At 57.9% G+C, this 17,157-nt stretch carries 14 protein-coding genes; 5 read left to right on the top strand and 9 right to left on the bottom strand.

Annotated features, from left to right (window positions below; genetic code table 11):
- Positions 1–12: 12 nt before the first annotated feature.
- From ftsL to mraZ, 3 genes are read right to left on the bottom strand one after another with little or no spacing between them, the layout of a single operon-like run.
- Positions 13–333, bottom strand: a complete 321-nt coding sequence (gene ftsL / locus GT753_RS15350; protein ID WP_015376645.1) for a cell division protein FtsL — start codon at positions 331–333, stop codon at positions 13–15.
- Positions 330–1,271, bottom strand: a complete 942-nt coding sequence (gene rsmH, locus GT753_RS15345) for a 16S rRNA (cytosine(1402)-N(4))-methyltransferase RsmH (protein ID WP_004932794.1) — start codon at positions 1,269–1,271, stop codon at positions 330–332. Before rsmH ends, ftsL begins: the two co-directional genes overlap by 4 nt.
- 2 nt (positions 1,272–1,273) lie before the next feature.
- Positions 1,274–1,732, bottom strand: a complete 459-nt coding sequence (gene mraZ, locus GT753_RS15340) for a division/cell wall cluster transcriptional repressor MraZ (RefSeq protein WP_031300396.1) — start codon at positions 1,730–1,732, stop codon at positions 1,274–1,276.
- Positions 1,733–2,594: 862 nt separating this feature from the next.
- Between mraZ and GT753_RS15335 the strand changes: the two genes are divergently transcribed.
- Positions 2,595–3,035, top strand: a complete 441-nt coding sequence (locus tag GT753_RS15335) for an L-alanine exporter AlaE (protein WP_004932798.1) — start codon at positions 2,595–2,597, stop codon at positions 3,033–3,035.
- A gap of 37 nt (positions 3,036–3,072) precedes the next feature.
- Here GT753_RS15335 and cra read toward each other — a convergent pair whose 3' ends face one another.
- The 5 genes from cra to leuO form a co-directional block, all read right to left on the bottom strand.
- Positions 3,073–4,077 (bottom strand): catabolite repressor/activator, encoded by a 1,005-nt coding sequence (cra, locus tag GT753_RS15330; protein WP_044029694.1) that lies wholly within the window; start codon positions 4,075–4,077, stop codon positions 3,073–3,075.
- A 217-nt stretch (positions 4,078–4,294) separates the two neighbouring features.
- Positions 4,295–4,786 (bottom strand): acetolactate synthase small subunit, encoded by a 492-nt coding sequence (ilvN, locus tag GT753_RS15325; RefSeq protein WP_004932806.1) that lies wholly within the window; start codon positions 4,784–4,786, stop codon positions 4,295–4,297.
- A gap of 2 nt (positions 4,787–4,788) precedes the next feature.
- Positions 4,789–6,507, bottom strand: a complete 1,719-nt coding sequence (ilvI, locus tag GT753_RS15320; RefSeq protein WP_121976312.1) for an acetolactate synthase 3 large subunit — start codon at positions 6,505–6,507, stop codon at positions 4,789–4,791.
- Between the two features lie 316 nt (positions 6,508–6,823).
- Positions 6,824–8,632, bottom strand: a complete 1,809-nt coding sequence (locus tag GT753_RS15315; RefSeq protein ID WP_015376642.1) for a long-chain fatty acid--CoA ligase — start codon at positions 8,630–8,632, stop codon at positions 6,824–6,826.
- Between the two features lie 465 nt (positions 8,633–9,097).
- A complete protein-coding gene (gene leuO, locus GT753_RS15310; protein WP_015376641.1) occupies positions 9,098–10,045 on the bottom strand; it encodes a transcriptional regulator LeuO in 948 nt (315 codons plus the stop codon).
- A gap of 874 nt (positions 10,046–10,919) precedes the next feature.
- Between leuO and leuA the strand changes: the two genes are divergently transcribed.
- From leuA to leuD, 4 genes are read left to right on the top strand one after another with little or no spacing between them, the layout of a single operon-like run.
- A complete protein-coding gene (gene leuA / locus GT753_RS15300) occupies positions 10,920–12,494 on the top strand; it encodes a 2-isopropylmalate synthase (protein ID WP_160125738.1) in 1,575 nt (524 codons plus the stop codon).
- A gap of 2 nt (positions 12,495–12,496) precedes the next feature.
- The gene (gene leuB / locus GT753_RS15295) at positions 12,497–13,588 is read left to right on the top strand and encodes a 3-isopropylmalate dehydrogenase (protein ID WP_004932823.1); all 1,092 of its coding nucleotides are present in this window, start codon (positions 12,497–12,499) and stop codon (positions 13,586–13,588) included.
- A 1-nt stretch (position 13,589) separates the two neighbouring features.
- Positions 13,590–14,990, top strand: coding sequence for a 3-isopropylmalate dehydratase large subunit (gene leuC, locus GT753_RS15290; protein ID WP_044029698.1), 1,401 nt, complete (start codon positions 13,590–13,592; stop codon positions 14,988–14,990).
- A 9-nt stretch (positions 14,991–14,999) separates the two neighbouring features.
- Positions 15,000–15,602, top strand: a complete 603-nt coding sequence (gene leuD / locus GT753_RS15285) for a 3-isopropylmalate dehydratase small subunit (RefSeq protein ID WP_004932829.1) — start codon at positions 15,000–15,002, stop codon at positions 15,600–15,602.
- A 37-nt stretch (positions 15,603–15,639) separates the two neighbouring features.
- Here leuD and GT753_RS15280 read toward each other — a convergent pair whose 3' ends face one another.
- Positions 15,640–17,112 (bottom strand): DASS family sodium-coupled anion symporter, encoded by a 1,473-nt coding sequence (locus GT753_RS15280; protein WP_015376639.1) that lies wholly within the window; start codon positions 17,110–17,112, stop codon positions 15,640–15,642.
- Between the last annotated feature and the right edge of the window lie 45 nt (positions 17,113–17,157).

Below are 17,157 nucleotides of genomic sequence, written 5' to 3'. Positions count from 1 at the left end.
CGGTTAAACCATTCATTGTTTAACGATGATATTTTCCTGCGATGGATCAACGTGTTGCATCTGCAGTTTTTCTGTCGCGATACGTTCAACCCGGCTGTGATCGCCGAGGGCGTTCTCTTCTAAAATCAGGTTGCGCCACTCGATGTCCAGCGCATCGCGCTCCAGAACCAGCTGTTCGCGCTCGGCGGTCAGCAGGCGGGTGCGGTGCGCGGTAGTCACCACGAAAATCGCGGAGACCAGTGACGCAATCAGTAAAATCAGGGGGATCTTGGCGTTGCGCAGCAGATCGCCGCCAATGACCCCAACCAGACCGTGACGTTCGTTGCCGATCACGCGGGCATCCTCTCAGCAATACGCAGCACCGAGCTGCGCGCACGCGGGTTGTCCGCCACTTCCGCTTCCGACGGCATCATTTTGCCCAGCGCTTTCAGCGTCCGGCCGCCCATGCCGCGCAGCTGCTCTTCGGTCAACGGAATGCCGGCCGGCACTTGGGCGCCGCGGCTATGGTGACGCATAAAGCGTTTGACGATGCGGTCTTCCAGCGAGTGGAAGCTGATTATCGACAAACGGCCCTGTGGGGCCAGCACTTCCAGCGCGCCGTCGAGCGCACGCTCGATCTCTTCCAGCTCGCTGTTGATATAGATGCGGATCGCCTGGAAGCTGCGCGTCGCCGGGTGCTTGTGCTTTTCCCGGAACGGACTGGCATCGGCGATCAGATCCGCCAGCTCTTTGGTGCGCGTCATCGGCTCCACGCGGTTTCTTTCCACGATGGCGCGCGCGATGCGCTTGGCGAAACGCTCCTCGCCAAAGGTTTTCAGCACCCAGGCGATGTCGTCCGCTTCGGCCTTCATCAGCCATTCCGCGGCAGACAGGCCGGTGGACGGATCCATGCGCATGTCCAGCGGGCCATCGCGCATAAAGGAGAACCCGCGCTCCGCGTCGTCAAGCTGCGGCGAGGAAACGCCCAGATCGAGCAGAACGCCGTCGATCTTGCCCACCAGCTCGCGCTCCCGCACATAGTGCGACAACTCGGAAAATGGGCCGTGTACGATGGTAAAACGAGGATCTTCAATAGATTTGGCGGCTGCAATCGCCTGAGGGTCACGGTCAATCGCCAGCAAGCGCCCTTCCGGCCCCAGCTGGGACAGAATCAGACGAGAATGGCCACCGCGACCAAAAGTACCGTCGATATATATGCCGTTGCTGCGGATGTTGAGGCCGTTGACGGCTTCGTCCAGCAGGACGGTGGTGTGTTTATAGTTTTCCAACATGCTTATAGCGACAAGTCCTGTAGCCGCTCAGACAACGGTTCCTGAGCCGACTGTTCAGCGTCAATATCATCCTTGACTTGTTGATACCAGGTCTGTTCATCCCACAGTTCAAACTTGTTGAACTGACCGACCAGCATCACTTCTTTCGTGAGCCCGGCGTGTTGCCGCAGCGTACTGGCTAACAGCAAACGACCGGCACTATCCATCTGACACTCACTGGCATGCCCCAACAGCAGGCGCTGAACGCGGCGCTCGGCGGGATTCATGCTCGACAGACGTGATAATTTTTGTTCAATAATTTCCCATTCGGGCAAAGGATAAAGCAGCAGACAGGGCTGATGGAGGTCAATGGTACAGACCATTTGGCCTTGCGATTCCTCGTTGAGCAATTCCCGATATCGGGTAGGTACGGCGAGCCGCCCTTTGCTGTCGAGGTTGACCATCGTCGCTCCACGGAACATTCCTGAGCTACCCCTTAGTGACCGTTTTCACCACTTTACCCCACAAATTCCCACACAATGGAGTTTACGGAGGGTATGAAAACCTTGTCAAGCCAGAGCGCCAGCGCTTTGGCAATATTTCTCTGGTCATTTTGGGAGCTGACTCGCGAAAGAAACTCTGATTATTCGACGATTAAAAATTAACACCATGATAAACGGAGAGAATTTTCTAAGCGTAAAGAATCTGATTAAAAACCTGACGAACTGGCGATTAATTAACTCATTACTTCCTTCTGCAAGCCATGTCTCATTTTTCAGCTCGGCAATCTCAGGGCGGTAACCGCTGGCGAGCCGCGCCCGCCAAGGCTCGGCGCCAGGCGAACCGATCGCGGAATAAGGCCATAACTCCTTGAGTTAATAACGCTCAATCGTTATTCACCGTAAAACCGGGCGCTATTTTACTTCAATTTGCACCGCCGTGATGAGGCCGCGATAAAAATAAATGGCTCGGATATTACGAGCAGAAGTAATTTCGATTCAAATCAACTTGGTAAGATTATTCCCAAAATACCTGTTTACAATTATGGTTTCATTTTCTTACACCTTTATTTCCACAATTTTTGCCGGAAAAAATCCCCTTCAAAAACGAAAAATCGCAACCTTATGTTTTTAATCGATTTATTTAAAAACGCCGATTTTAATCTCTCCGCTCCATCCTACGCCTCTGTTCTGCGGGACAAAAAGCGAACAAATGTTAAAAATAAAAATATAAACCTAGTTAAAAAACATAATCCAGATGAGTACACTATAAAAAAGGCAAAAAACCAGCCTTAACATCCAACAACGAATGATTTAACAGAGTTTTAACCATAAGGGGTGACACATGCTTTCGCCCGCTACTCACTGGCGTAGCGCCGCTGCCGATACGTTCGCACTGGTGGTGTATTGCTTTATCGCCGGCATGGCGATAGAAGTGTTGATCTCAGGCATGAGCTTCCAGCAATCCCTCTCTTCACGCCTGTTGTCGATCCCGGTCAACATCCTGATCGCCTGGCCTTACGGCCGCTATCGCGATCTGTTTATCCGCACGGCGCGCCGCTGCCCGCGCGGCCAGTTCCTGCTGCGCAACCTCGCCGATCTGCTGGCCTACGTCAGCTTCCAGTCGCCGGTTTATGCCGCCATTCTATGGAGCGTAGGCGCCGACGGCCAACAAATGCTGGCGGCGGTAACCAGCAATGCGCTGGTATCCATGGCGATGGGCGTGGTGTATGGCTATTTCCTGGAATACTGCCGGCGGCTGTTCCGGGTGGCGGACTACGTCTAAAGCAGGAGCCCGCCAACGCGGGCCCCTGTCAGGCAAACTACTTGCGGCTCAGGCTGCCGCGGCGGAACAGATTGCGGCGAATGCGCGTCAGCCCCGGCTTGGGTTTACGCGGTTCGTCCAGGCTGGCCAGCACCAGTTCCAGCACGCGCTCGGCCACGTCGCGATGGCGCTGCGCTACCGCCAATACCGGGCACTCCAGGAAATCCAACAGTTCATGATCGCCGAAGGTGGCGATCGCCAGATCGGTCGGCAAGCGGCCGAGTTGCTTCAGCGTCACGTCCATCACGCCCTGCAATAAAGAGAACGACGTGGTAAACAGCGCCTGCGGCATCGGGTGCGTTTTCAGCCATTCGGCAAACAGCGCGCCGGCGGCTTCGCGTTCATAGCTGTTGGCGTACAGGTAATCGACGTGGCGGGGATCCTCTTGCCAGGCCTGACGGAAGCCCTGCTCACGCAGGAAGCTCACCGAAAGCTCCGGCAAGGCGCCCAGATACAGCACCGATTCAGCCGGGAAGGTGCGCAGCTCCTGCGCCAGCGCAAAGGCATCTTCCTGATCGGCGCCCACAACGCTGATGAAATGCTCGCGATCCAGCGCGCGGTCCAGCGCGATGATCGGCAGCGGATCGTTGGCCCAGCGTTGATAGAAAGGATGTTCCGGCGGCAAGGCGGTGGAGACGATAATGGCATCCACCTGACGCTGCAGCAGGTGCTCAATGCAGCGCATTTCGTTATCCGGCTGATCTTCGGAACAGGCGATCAGCAATTGGTAACCCCGCTGGCGCGCCTGGCGCTCCAGGTAGTTGGCGATGCGGGTATAGCTGGTATTTTCCAGATCCGGGATCACCAGGCCGATAGAACGGGTGCGCCCGGCGCGCAGCCCCGCCGCGACGGCATTCGGGTGATAGTTATGCTCCCTGACCACGGCCATCACTTTCTCGACGGTTTTATCGCTGACACGATACTGCTTCGCCTTGCCGTTGATGACATAACTGGCCGTCGTGCGCGAAACGCCCGCGAGACGCGCGATTTCATCCAGTTTCACATTAACCCCTTAATGACGCTGAAAATAGAAGTGAAGGCTGTGCTCGGATTAACCATGGCATCCCGTACGGTTATTCAATCCAGCCTCTGCGATCTAACAGCAGAAAACACTGCCTAGCAACCGCTTTTGCCGAAAGGTGCCAGCAATCGGGCAAAAAATACCGAAAAACAAAGGGCGCAGCCACGCCGCGCCCCGATTATTCGCCGCCAGATCGCGCTCAGCGCATGATTTTGTCGCCGCGCGACACGCCGACCACGCCGGAACGCGCCACTTCCACGATCTCCGCCACTTCACGCACCGCGCTCAGGAAGGCGTCGAGCTTGTCGCTGGTGCCGGCCAGCTGCACCGTATACAGCGTCGCCGTCACATCAACGATCTGGCCGCGGAAAATGTCGGCGCAGCGCTTCACCTCTTCACGGCCGTAGCCGCTGGCCTGCAGCTTCACCAGCATGATCTCTCGCTCGACGTGGGCGCCCTGCACCAGTTCGCTGACGCGCAGCACGTCCACCAGCTTGTGCAACTGCTTCTCAATCTGCTCCAGCACTTTCTCGTCGCCGACGGTCTGGATCGTCATGCGCGACAGCGTCGGATCATCGGTCGGCGCCACCGTCAGGCTCTCGATGTTGTAACCGCGCTGGGAGAACAACCCCACCACGCGCGACAGGGCGCCGGATTCGTTTTCCAGCAAGACAGATAAAATACGGCGCATGATCAGGTCCTCTCCGTTTTGCTAAGCCACATTTCGTCCATGCTTCCGCCGCGGATCTGCATCGGGTAGACATGTTCGGTTTCATCGACGGTCACGTCGACGAACACCAGCCGCTCTTTTTCCGCCAGCGCCTGCGCCAGCTTGCTTTCCAGCTCATCCGGCGTGCGGATGGCGATGCCGACATGGCCGTAAGCCTCGGCCAGCTTGACGAAGTCCGGCAGCGAATCCATGTAAGACTGCGAATGACGGCCGGAATAAATCATGTCCTGCCACTGCTTGACCATGCCCAGATAGCGGTTGTTGAGGTTCACCACCACCACCGGCAGGTTATATTGCAGCGCAGTGGACAGCTCCTGAATATTCATCTGAATGCTGCCGTCGCCGGTCACGCACACCACGGTTTCCTCCGGCAGCGCCAGCTTGACGCCCAATGCCGCCGGCAGGCCGAAGCCCATGGTGCCAAGGCCGCCGGAGTTGATCCAACGGCGCGGTTTGTCGAACGGATAATAGAGCGCGGCGAACATCTGGTGCTGCCCCACGTCGGAGGTCACATAGGCGTCGCCTTTGGTCAGGCGATGCAGGGTTTCAATCACCGCCTGCGGCTTGATGGTGCCGCTGTTTTTGTCGTAGCCCAGGCAGTCGCGGGCGCGCCACTGCTCGATAGACTGCCACCAATCGCGCAGCGCATCGTGATCCTGCGCTTTCTCGTCCTGCGCCAGCAGCTCCAGCATCTGCACCAGCACCTGTTTGGCATCGCCGACGATCGGGATATCGGCGTCCACCGTTTTGGAGATCGAGGTCGGATCGATATCGATGTGCAGCACGGTGGCGTCCGGGCAGTATTTGGCCAGATTGTTGGTAGTGCGATCGTCGAAACGCACGCCGACGGCGAAGATCACGTCGGCATGGTGCATGGTTTTGTTGGCTTCATAGGTGCCGTGCATGCCGAGCATACCGACACTCTGGCGATGGGTGCCGGGGAAAGCGCCCAGTCCCATCAGGCTGCTGGTCACCGGCAGGTTCAGCTGCTCCGCCAACGCCAACAGTTCGGTTTCGCAACCGGCGTTGATCGCGCCGCCGCCGACGTACATCACCGGCTTTTTGGCCGCCAGGATGGTTTGCAGCGCGCGTTTGATCTGCCCGCGGTGGCCCTGCACCGTCGGGTTGTAGGAACGCATGCTCACGTCCTGCGGATAGGCATAAGGCATCCGTACCGCCGGGCCGACGATGTCTTTCGGCAGATCGATCACCACCGGGCCGGGGCGGCCGCTGGAAGCCAGGTAAAAGGCCTTCTTCAACACCGCCGGGATGTCTTCGGTACGTTTCACCAGGAAACTGTGTTTCACCACCGGCCGAGAAATCCCCACCATATCGCACTCCTGGAAGGCGTCGTAGCCGATCAGCGAGCTGGGCACCTGCCCCGACAGGACGACCATCGGGATCGAGTCCATATAGGCGGTGGCAATGCCGGTAATGGCGTTGGTGGCACCGGGGCCGGAGGTCACCAGCACCACGCCCACTTCGCCGGTGGCGCGCGCGTAGCCGTCGGCCATGTGCACCGCCCCTTGCTCGTGGCGCACCAGAATATGATCGATCCCTCCGACCGTATGCAGGGCGTCGTAGATATCGAGCACCGCCCCGCCGGGGTAGCCGAATACATGTTTAACGCCCTGATCGATCAACGATCGGACGACCATCTCGGCTCCTGACAACATCTCCATGGGTTTGCCTCCAGGCTTGCTTATTCTTCTCTGGCGCCGGAACGTAGCGCCTGCTGCGGGGCAATGCCCCAAAGTTTTTATGGGTTGTCGCTATCGAATTAACATAACGTCAGAATTTGGGGCAGGCAAACGGCAAAATGGCTTAACGGTGGCGGGGTTATTGCCAAGCGGCTGGAGATCGCAGCTTTATAAAAACAATGCGCTAGCCTCAGGGTTGTCGGGCTAGGCATTGTTTCGAACAGGAGGGAAATTACAGAACTAAATCAGGTGATGGATATGCCGTTTTTTTCGCCGGGCACATGGCTCGGCGGCGGCGTCAGGCCTGTTCCTGGTACATCGAGTCGATTTCGCGCTGATAGCGCTGCAGGATCACTTTGCGGCGCAGCTTCAGCGTGGGCGTCAGCTCCCCCAACTCCATGGAAAAAGCCGCCGGCAGCAGCGTGAACTTCTTCACCTGCTCGAAACGCGCCAGCTCCTTTTGCATCTCGCGCAGGCGCTTTTCGAACATCGCGAGGATCTCGCCGTTGCGCAGCAGCTCCAGGCGATCCTGGTATTTCAGGTTGACTGACTTCGCGTACTCTTCCAGCGACTCAAAGCACGGCACGATCAGCGCGGAAACGAACTTGCGCGCATCGGCGATGATCGCCACCTGCTCGATAAAGCGGTCCTGCGCCAGCGTGCCTTCCAGCATCTGCGGCGCTATGTATTTGCCGCCGGAGGTTTTCATCAAATCTTTCAGGCGCTCGGTGATGAACAGATTGCCCTCTTCATCGATCGCCCCGGCGTCGCCGGTTTTCAGCCAGCCGTCGGCGGTAAAGGTCGCGGCGGTTTCCAACGGTTTGTTGAAATAGCCGCGCATCACGATCGGCCCGCGCACCTGAATTTCATTTTCTTCACCGATGCGCACCTCGACCTCCGGCAGCGGTTTACCGATAGAGCCGAAGCGGAAATGCCCCTCTTCCCAGCAGGACACGGTCGCACAGGTTTCGGTCATGCCGTAGCCGTACTTGATGTTGACGCCCATCGCCTGGAAAAACAGGATCACATTGTCATCCAGCTTGGCGCCCGCCGCCGGCAAGAAACGCACCCGGCCACCGAGAATGCCGCGCAGCTTGCTCAATACCAGCTTGTCGGCCCAGCGGTGAGAGAGTTCGAACAGTTTGCCCAACGGTTTGCCGGCCCGCTCTTGCAGGAACTTGCGCTCCCCGCAGACGATCGCCCAGTGGAACAGCGCACGGCGCAGCCAAGGGGCACGCGCCACTTTTTCATGCACCGCGCTGAAAATCTTCTCGTAGAAACGCGGTACCGCGCACATTAACGTCGGCCGCACCTGCCCCATCGCTTCCCGTACCCAGTCGGTGTTCGGCAGGAAAACATTCTGCGCGCCGGAATGCATGACAAAGAAGCTCCAGGCACGCTCGAACACGTGCGACAGCGGCAGGAAACTGAGCGACACATCCTCTTCGCCGACCGTCAGTCTCTCATCGTGCAGGTAGAGCTGCGCCGCCAGGTTGCGGTAGTCCAGCATGACCCCTTTCGGTTCGCCGGTGGTGCCCGAGGTATAGATCAGGGTAAAGAGATCCTGCAGGTCGCACTCTTCAATGCGCTGCCGACGTTGAGCGATAAAAGCCGCCGGATCGGCAGCGCGCTCGAAGGCGCTCAGGTGTTGTGCGATCTCGCAGCCGCGCAGATCGGCGCCCTCGTCGAACACGATGATATAACTCAGCTGTGGGCAGACGCCACGCAGTGCGATGGCGGCATCCAGCTGCGCCTGCTCGCCGACGAACAGGATGCGAATGTCAGCGTCGTTGATGACGAAGGCCGCCTGCGCCGGCGTATTGGTGGAATAGAGCGGTACGCTGACGCCACGCAGGTGCAGGATCGCGAGATCGGTCAACGACCAGGCCACCGTGTTATTGGCGAAGATACCGATACGTTCTTGCACTTCGGCGCCCAGCGCCAGCAGCCCGGCAGCAATGCGATCAATGCGGGCAGCCGCCGCTCCCCAGGTCAGTTGAAACTCGCCGTTGGGCGACCATTGGCGAAATGCTGTGCGATCGGCTCGGTGGGTGATTTGATGCTGTATACGATGGATCAAATGGTATTGCAGCAGATTAGTGATCATAGTGCTCTAAGCCTGAAATGAATCATACAGTTAAGCCTGAACGATGCCTTGCGGCCCTCATCTCAGCTTACACGTGTTTACTTTTTTCCGCGCAGTCTACCTACTCTCAGGCAGGGGGAAAAGCGATTTCAGCGTAGAAGTGTGAGCCAAAACTCAGGCCGGCTTTCGCGCTTTCATGGGTTGGACAAAACGGGAAGGAAAAGGTTTGATGGCGGCCATAAAACGCGGCCCGTTCGGGCCGCCACATCGAGTTAGTTTAAAATTCCAGCTGGAAAGTAAAAATCAGAATATTAATTTATATTAATTGTTTTCGCTAAATGAACAAATTTATCCTGAGAATAAGTTATTCTATCGCCGAAAAACCAAGAAATATCTTAATAAAAACGCAGATAGTTCTTAGTTTTTATCATGAGAAAAAAACGCTCAGTTGAATATTATCTTTATATGGTTCCCATCTTTATCGCTTTACTTTGGGTTACCCGCCTCAATCAGGACAGATTTCATCCACTGGTGGCCTTTATCCCGCTCTGAGGATTCATGCCAGGAGAGGTAGCAGGTGGCTTTATTATCGTTGCCACATAAAGGAACTGCCTTTATTTTCAACGCCTCCGTCTGCTGTCGCACCAACCAGGCGGGCGCAATCGCTACCATTTCCGTTTGCGACACCATATTCAACACGCTGTAAAGATCCGTGCACTGCTGCGTCACGGCGCGCAGCATCGGCTCGTCTAAATAAAAAGGTTTACTGAACGATCCAAAACTTTCCAGGGAAACCGCAGCATGCTGCTCGACCAGCATGTGTTCCGGCGTCACCTCCTCGCCTATTCTCGGGTGCGCCTGCGCAACCGCCAGCACTAATTCGTCGTCGAACATCGCCAGGCTGCGAAACTCCGCCGACTCGAAACGGCTGTAGCCGATGACAAACTCCACGTCCTGATAACGCAATTGACGTTCAATATTATTGTTAATGTATGACTTTATTTGCAGGTTAAGCTGCGGCGCTATCTGTTTGACGTGATTGATTATCCCGGCGCCCAGACGCAAATCGAGCGGGCTGCACAGCGACAGGGAGAACGCTCGCGTGCTGGTCAGCGGCTCAAACTCAGATCCCGGCAACTCATTCTGCACCAGCTGCAGCGCTTGCCGCACCGGCCCGAACAGCTGCCTGGCCCGCATGGTGGGCTGGATCCCGCGGCCGCAGCGCACGAACAGTTCGTCGTTGAACATCACCTTCAGGCGCGCTACCGCGTTGCTCACCGCCGGCTGCGACATCCCTAACGAATTAGCGGCTCGCGTAATATTTTGCATTTGCATCACGGCGTCAAACACCGTCAGTAAATTAAGATCGACGCTGCGCAAATGGATGTCCGCCGGCTCTTTGACCATGGCGATTTCTGAATCATATTCAGCCATATTTCACTCCACTAAATCCTGTGTAAATAATCTAATCCTTATGCTCGACAAACAATGAAACGCCGCATTGTCTTATCTTTGCACGACAAATCCTGCCATTACCGTCATCAATCGATAAAAAACCTCGTGTTATCTACACGATATAAGTCGTATATGGAATACATGTCAGCAGCTTTCCCCGTCAGCGAGAAGAATGCCACCTGGGTAGTACTAATAATTAGGTATCAACAATGATTAATACAATTGAACAACGTCGCCGCACTGTATGAGACAAACTATAAAAACACATCATAAGCAATCAAACCATCTAAAAACACCGCTCACTTTGTGTAAAAACGCATTATTTTGTTATATTATGACTAAAACAATCAATTATTCATATGAGTTAAATTTAAACCATTTGTATTGAAAATGTTATTTTATTGCTCCCCGTGATTAATCCCTCTTGCTTTTTTCATCACAAATCTTAACGCAACGAAATCCAGAAGCAATTAGCGCAGTATATATTCGATTCGTTTATGCTAAGCAGCACGCAAACTGGCCCCATTTTTTTCTCTAAGGCGTCGTTTTTTTGCCGAATGATCCTCTGTTTAGTTAATGGGCTGATGCATTGTCCCCGCATTCAATCAGGTGTTGACATCGCCAGGCCAATCACGTATCAAATTAGGCAGACACCCAATTTAAGAGAAGCTGAACCCTTATGATCCGTACTCACCGTCTACTAGGCCTACTACTCAACGCATCTTGTTTGCGCGGTATGCCTGTGGACGACGTTCGGAGCTGACTCAGCCGATCACCCATAAGAAACCCGCGCTACTGCGCGGGTTTTTTTTTGCCCGCTTAGCGTGAAATCAACACGATAAGGAATGCACCGATGAGCCAACAAGTCATTATTTTCGATACCACGCTGCGTGATGGCGAGCAGGCGCTGCAGGCCAGCCTGAGCGTAAAAGAGAAGATTCAGATTGCGCTGGCGCTGGAAAGAATGGGCGTTGACGTGATGGAAGTCGGCTTCCCGGTCTCTTCGCCGGGCGACTTCGAGTCGGTGCAAACCATCGCTCGCCAAATCAAAAACAGTCGCGTCTGCGGCCTGGCCCGCTGCGTGGACAAAGACATCGACGTGGCCGCCGAAGCGCTGCGCGTCGCCGAAGCGTTCCGCATCCACGTATTCCTGGCCACCTCAACCCTGCACATCGAATCGAAGCTGAAGCGCTCGTTCGACGAAGTGCTGGAGATGGCGGTGCGCTCGGTAAAACGCGCCCGCAACTACACCGGCGACGTGGAGTTCTCCTGTGAAGACGCCGGCCGCACGCCGATCGACAATCTGTGTCGCGTGGTCGAAGCCGCCATCAACGCCGGCGCTACCACCATCAATATCCCGGATACCGTCGGCTACACCACCCCGAACCAGTTCGGCGGCATCATCACTACCCTGTATGACCGCGTGCCGAACATCGACAAAGCCATCATCTCCGTGCACTGCCACGACGATTTGGGCATGGCGGTCGGCAACTCCATCGCCGCAGTGCAGGCCGGTGCCCGCCAGGTGGAAGGCACCCTGAACGGCATTGGTGAACGCGCCGGTAACTGTTCGCTGGAAGAAGTGATCATGGCGATTAAAGTGCGCCAGGACATCATGAACGTGCACACCAACATCAACCACCAGGAAATCTTCCGCACCAGCCAGATCGTCAGCCAGCTGTGCAACATGCCGATCCCGGCCAACAAGGCGATCGTCGGCTCCAACGCCTTCGCCCACTCCTCCGGCATTCACCAGGACGGCGTGCTGAAGAACCGCGAAAACTACGAAATCATGACCCCGCAGTCGATCGGCCTGAAGGATGTGCAGTTGAACCTGACCTCCCGCTCCGGCCGCGCAGCGGTGAAACACCGCATGGAAGAGATGGGCTACCAGGAGCAGGATTACAACCTGGATACCCTGTACGCCGCCTTCCTGAAGCTGGCCGACAAAAAGGGCCAGGTGTTCGACTACGATCTGGAGGCGCTGGCCTTCATCAACAAACAGCAGGAAGAGCCTGAGCACTTCAGCCTGGGTTACTTCAGCGTGCAGTCCGGCAGCAGCATCATGGCCACCGCCTCGGTGAAACTGATCTGCGGCGGCGAAGAGAAAGCCGAAGCCGCCACCGGCAACGGCCCGGTCGATGCGGTTTATCAGGCGATCAATCGCATCACCGACTACCCGATCGAGCTGGTGAAGTACCAGTTGACCGCCAAGGGCCATGGCCGCGACGCGCTGGGCCAGGTGGATATCGTGGTCTCTTACAACGGCCGCCGCTTCCACGGCGTGGGTCTGGCGACCGATATCGTCGAATCCTCCGCCAAGGCGATGGTGCACGTGTTGAACAATATTTGGCGCTCACAGCAGGTAGAAAAAGAAAAGCAGCGCCTGCAGCAAAACAAACATCAAAATAATCAGGAAACGGTGTGAACATGACGAAGACTTATCACATTGCCGTCTTGCCCGGAGACGGCATCGGCCCGGAAGTAATGGCTCAGGCGCGCAAAGTGTTGGACGCGGTGCGTCAACGCTTTGACATTCGCATCACCACCGCCGAATACGACGTCGGCGGCATCGCCATCGATCGCCACGGCAGCCCGCTGCCGGCGGCGACCGTCGCCGGCTGCGAGCAGGCCGACGCCATCCTGTTCGGATCGGTGGGCGGCCCGAAATGGGAACACCTGCCGCCGGCCGAGCAGCCGGAACGCGGCGCGCTGTTGCCGCTGCGCAAGCACTTCAAACTGTTCAGCAACCTGCGCCCGGCGCGCCTGTATCAAGGGCTGGAGGCGTTCTGCCCGCTGCGCGCCGACATCGCCGCCCGCGGCTTCGACATTCTGTGCGTGCGCGAATTGACCGGCGGCATCTACTTCGGCCAGCCGAAGGGCCGTGAAGGCCAGGGCATGCAGGAGCGCGCCTTCGACACCGAGGTATACCACCGTTTCGAGATTGAGCGCATCGCGCGCATCGCCTTCGAATCCGCCCGCAAGCGCCGCCACAAGGTGACGTCGATCGACAAGGCCAACGTGCTGCAAAGCTCCATTCTGTGGCGTGAAGTGGTCAATCAGGTCGCCAGGGATTACCCGGACGTGTCGCTGTCGCACATGTATATCGACAACGCCACCATGCAGTTGATCAAGGATCCGTCCCAGTTCGACGTGCTGCTGTGCTCCAATCTGTTCGGCGACATCCTGTCCGACGAGTGCGCGATGATCACCGGTTCGATGGGCATGCTGCCGTCCGCCAGCCTGAATGAGCAAGGCTTCGGCCTGTACGAACCGGCGGGCGGTTCCGCGCCGGATATTGCCGGCAAAGGCATCGCCAACCCGATTGCGCAGATCCTGTCCGCCACTCTGCTGCTGCGTTACAGCCTGGGCGCCGATGAAGCGGCCGACGCCGTGGAGCGCGCCATCAACCAGGCGTTGGAACAGGGCTACCGCACCGCCGATCTGGCCGGTGACGGCAAAGCCGTCAGCACCGATGAAATGGGCGATATCATCGCCCGCTTTGTAGCTCAGGGGGCATAACATGGCCAAGACCTTATACCAGAAGCTGTACGACGCCCACGTGGTGCACGAAGCACCGAACGAAACGCCGTTGCTGTATATCGACCGTCACCTGGTGCACGAAGTCACTTCGCCGCAGGCGTTCGACGGCCTGCGCGCCATGGGCCGCAAGGTGCGCCAACCCGGCAAAACCTTCGCCACCATGGATCACAACGTGTCGACCCAGACCAAAGACATCAACGCCAGCGGCGAAATGGCGCGTATCCAGATGCAGGAGCTGATCAAGAACTGCGCGGAATTCGGCGTTTCGCTGTATGACCTGAACCACCCGTTCCAGGGCATCGTGCACGTAATTGGGCCTGAACAAGGCATGACGCTGCCGGGCATGACCATCGTCTGCGGCGACTCGCACACCGCCACCCACGGCGCTTTTGGCTCGTTGGCGTTCGGCATCGGCACCTCCGAAGTGGAACACGTGCTGGCGACCCAGACCCTGAAACAGGGCCGCGCCAAGACCATGAAGATTGAAGTCACCGGCGACGCCGCCGAGGGCATTACCGCCAAAGACATCGTGCTGGCGGTGATCGGCAAAACCGGCAGCGCCGGCGGCACCGGCCACGTGGTGGAATTCTGCGGCAAGGCGATCGAGGCATTGAGCATGGAAGGGCGTATGACCCTGTGCAACATGGCGATCGAAATGGGCGCCAAAGCCGGGCTGGTGGCGCCGGACGACACCACCTTCGCCTACCTGAAGGGGCGTCAGTTCGCGCCAACCGGCGAAAACTGGGAGCAGGCGGTCGCTTACTGGCGCACGCTGAAGTCCGACGCCGACGCCCAGTTCGATACCGTAGTGACGCTGCACGCCGAAGAGATCGCGCCGCAGGTCACCTGGGGCACCAACCCTGGCCAGGTGATCGCCGTCAATCAGGCGATCCCGGCGCCGGAATCGTTCAGCGATCCGGTCGAGCGCGCCTCCGCCGAGAAAGCGTTGGCCTACATGGATTTGAAACCGGGCATCAAATTGACCGAGGTGCCGATCGACAAAGTGTTCATCGGCTCCTGCACCAACTCACGCATCGAAGATCTGCGCGCGGCGGCGGCGATCGCCAAGGGGCGCAAGGTCGCCAGCGGCGTACAGGCCATCGTGGTGCCGGGCTCCGGCCCGGTGAAGGCCCAGGCGGAAGCCGAAGGGTTGGACAAAATCTTTATCGAAGCCGGTTTCGAATGGCGCTTGCCGGGTTGCTCGATGTGCCTGGCGATGAACAACGACCGTCTGAATCCGGGCGAGCGCTGCGCGTCCACCAGCAACCGTAACTTCGAAGGGCGCCAGGGCCGCGGTGGGCGCACCCACCTGGTCAGCCCGGCAATGGCCGCCGCGGCCGCCGTCGCCGGTCACTTCGCTGACATCCGTGATATTCACTAAGGGGCTAACGTGGCTAAATTTACTCAACATACCGGCTTAGTGGTGCCTTTGGATGCGGCCAACGTCGACACCGACGCCATTATTCCCAAGCAGTTTTTACAGAAGGTGACCCGCACCGGTTTCGGTCAGCACCTGTTCAACGACTGGCGCTTCCTCGACGACGCCGGCCAGCAGCCGAACCCGGCGTTCGTGCTGAACAAACCGCGCTATAAAGGCGCCAGCATCCTGTTGGCGCGGGAGAACTTCGGCTGCGGCTCCTCGCGCGAACACGCTCCTTGGGCGCTGACCGACTACGGTTTCAAAGTGGTGATTGCGCCGAGCTTTGCCGATATCTTCTATGGCAACTCGTTCAACAACCAGCTGTTGCCGGTGACGCTGAGCGAGCAGCAGGTGGATGAGCTGTTCAAGCTGGTGGACGCCAACGAAGGGACGGAGTTCGTGGTGGATCTGGAGAACCAGACGGTCAACGCCGGCGGCAAAAGCTATCCGTTCGAAATAGACAGCTTCCGCCGCCACTGCATGATCAACGGGCTGGACAGCATCGGCCTGACGCTGCAGCACGAAGCGGACATCTCCCGCTACGAAGCGCAGCAGCCGGCGTTTCTGAATTAATCCCCTTCACCCGCCGCCCGGCGGGTGAATTTTTTCCTCACCAGTAGCCCAGCAGCTTCCACCATGCGCCGCCGATCACTATCCAGATCAGCAGGTTAATTACACTCATCACCCATCCCGCTTTCCACCACTCCCCCAGCGTCACGTAGCCGGAGCCAAAGATGATCGGCGCGGTGCCGGTGCCGTAATGCGTCAGCGACATCATCAGCGAGGAAGAAAACGCCAGGATCAGGCCCAGCAGTGCCGGTGGCGCGCCAAGCGCGATGCCGGCAGCGAAGAAGGCGGCGAACATCGCCGTCACGTGCGCGGTGGTGCTGGCAAAGAAATAGTGTGAATACAAATAGATGAGGGTCAGCAAGATCGTGCCGCCCACCCAACTCATGCCCATACGGTCGATGCCGTTGCCGACGGTTTGCGACAGCCAGCCTATTAGCCCCAGCTTGCCGAGGAAGCTGGCCATCATCACCAGCGCCGAGAACCACACCACGGTGTCCCAGGCGCCTTTATGCTTCAGCACATCCTCCCAGCTCAGCACGCCGGTGGCCAGCAGCACCGCCAGGCCTATCAGCGCCGCGGTGGTGGGATTGACCGCCAGCGCCGGGCCGAAGATCATCGCCGGTATGCCGGCCCACAACACCAGCAACAGCGCGAACACCCCGAGGGTAATTTTCTCCGGCAGCGTCACCGGCCCCAGCGCCTGCAGCTTTTCGCGGGCGAAACGCGGCGCATCCGGCGTACTTTTCACCTCCGGGGGGTACAGCAGATAAATCACCAGCGGCATCACGATCAGCGAGCACAGCCCTGGCACCAGGGCGGCGATCGCCCACATTGACCAGGACAATTCAAAGCTACCGTGGGTGCCTTTGGCGATCAGGCTGACAATCAGCGGGTTAGGCGCCGTGGCGGTGATAAACATCGCCGAGGTGACCGGGTTAATGTTGTAGTTCACCAGCGACAGATAGCGGCCGATCTTGCCGGCGGTATTAAGCTCGGGTTTGGAACCAAAGCTGTCGGCGATCGATTTCATGATCGGGTGAATGATGCCGCCGCCGCGCGCGGTGTTGCTCGGCGTCACCGGCGCCAGCGTGGTTTCCGCCAACGTCAATGCGTAGGCGATGCCGAGCGTTTTTTTACCGAACAGCGAGATAAAGTAGTAGCCGATGCGCGCGCCCAGCCCGGTTTTGTTCAGGCTGAGGGAGATCATGATAGAAAAGCCGATCAGCCAGATCAGCTGGTTGGAAAAGCCGCTGAGCGCGTCGTCCAGCGCGGCGCCCGGCTTGCCGGGGTTGGTGACGCCGGTTACCGCCACCAGAGCGATGGCGATCACCGAGACCGCGCCGATCGGCATCGCCTTGCCGATGATGGCGATGATGGTGCCGATAAACAGCGCCAGCAGCTGCCAGGCGTTGGGCGCAACGCCCTCCGGCACGGGAATGAGGAACCAGATAATCAGCGTGGCGCCAAGGGCGCACAGGGAAGGAAGCGGTTTGAGCGGTGTGAGTTTATCCATAACGTTCCCACTGTTCTAAACGACAGGGCGGCATCTCAATAGCGA

The organism is Serratia sp. Z4 (assembly GCF_009900725.1).
Lineage (GTDB): Bacteria > Pseudomonadota > Gammaproteobacteria > Enterobacterales > Enterobacteriaceae > Serratia > Serratia nematodiphila.
The sequence above is the reverse complement of the archived record's forward strand: the minus strand, read 5'-3'. Positions and strand labels throughout refer to the sequence as shown.

Coding starts and splice junctions, on each gene's coding strand:
- rsmH (WP_004932794.1), bottom strand. CDS start 1,271: ATGTTGGAAAACTATAAACACACCACCGTCCTGCTGGACGAAGCCGTC.
- mraZ (WP_031300396.1), bottom strand. CDS start 1,732: ATGTTCCGTGGAGCGACGATGGTCAACCTCGACAGCAAAGGGCGGCTC.
- GT753_RS15335 (WP_004932798.1), top strand. CDS start 2,595: ATGCTTTCGCCCGCTACTCACTGGCGTAGCGCCGCTGCCGATACGTTC.
- ilvN (WP_004932806.1), bottom strand. CDS start 4,786: ATGCGCCGTATTTTATCTGTCTTGCTGGAAAACGAATCCGGCGCCCTG.
- ilvI (WP_121976312.1), bottom strand. CDS start 6,507: ATGGAGATGTTGTCAGGAGCCGAGATGGTCGTCCGATCGTTGATCGAT.
- GT753_RS15315 (WP_015376642.1), bottom strand. CDS start 8,632: ATGATCACTAATCTGCTGCAATACCATTTGATCCATCGTATACAGCAT.
- leuO (WP_015376641.1), bottom strand. CDS start 10,045: ATGGCTGAATATGATTCAGAAATCGCCATGGTCAAAGAGCCGGCGGAC.
- leuA (WP_160125738.1), top strand. CDS start 10,920: ATGAGCCAACAAGTCATTATTTTCGATACCACGCTGCGTGATGGCGAG.
- leuB (WP_004932823.1), top strand. CDS start 12,497: ATGACGAAGACTTATCACATTGCCGTCTTGCCCGGAGACGGCATCGGC.
- leuC (WP_044029698.1), top strand. CDS start 13,590: ATGGCCAAGACCTTATACCAGAAGCTGTACGACGCCCACGTGGTGCAC.
- GT753_RS15280 (WP_015376639.1), bottom strand. CDS start 17,112: ATGGATAAACTCACACCGCTCAAACCGCTTCCTTCCCTGTGCGCCCTT.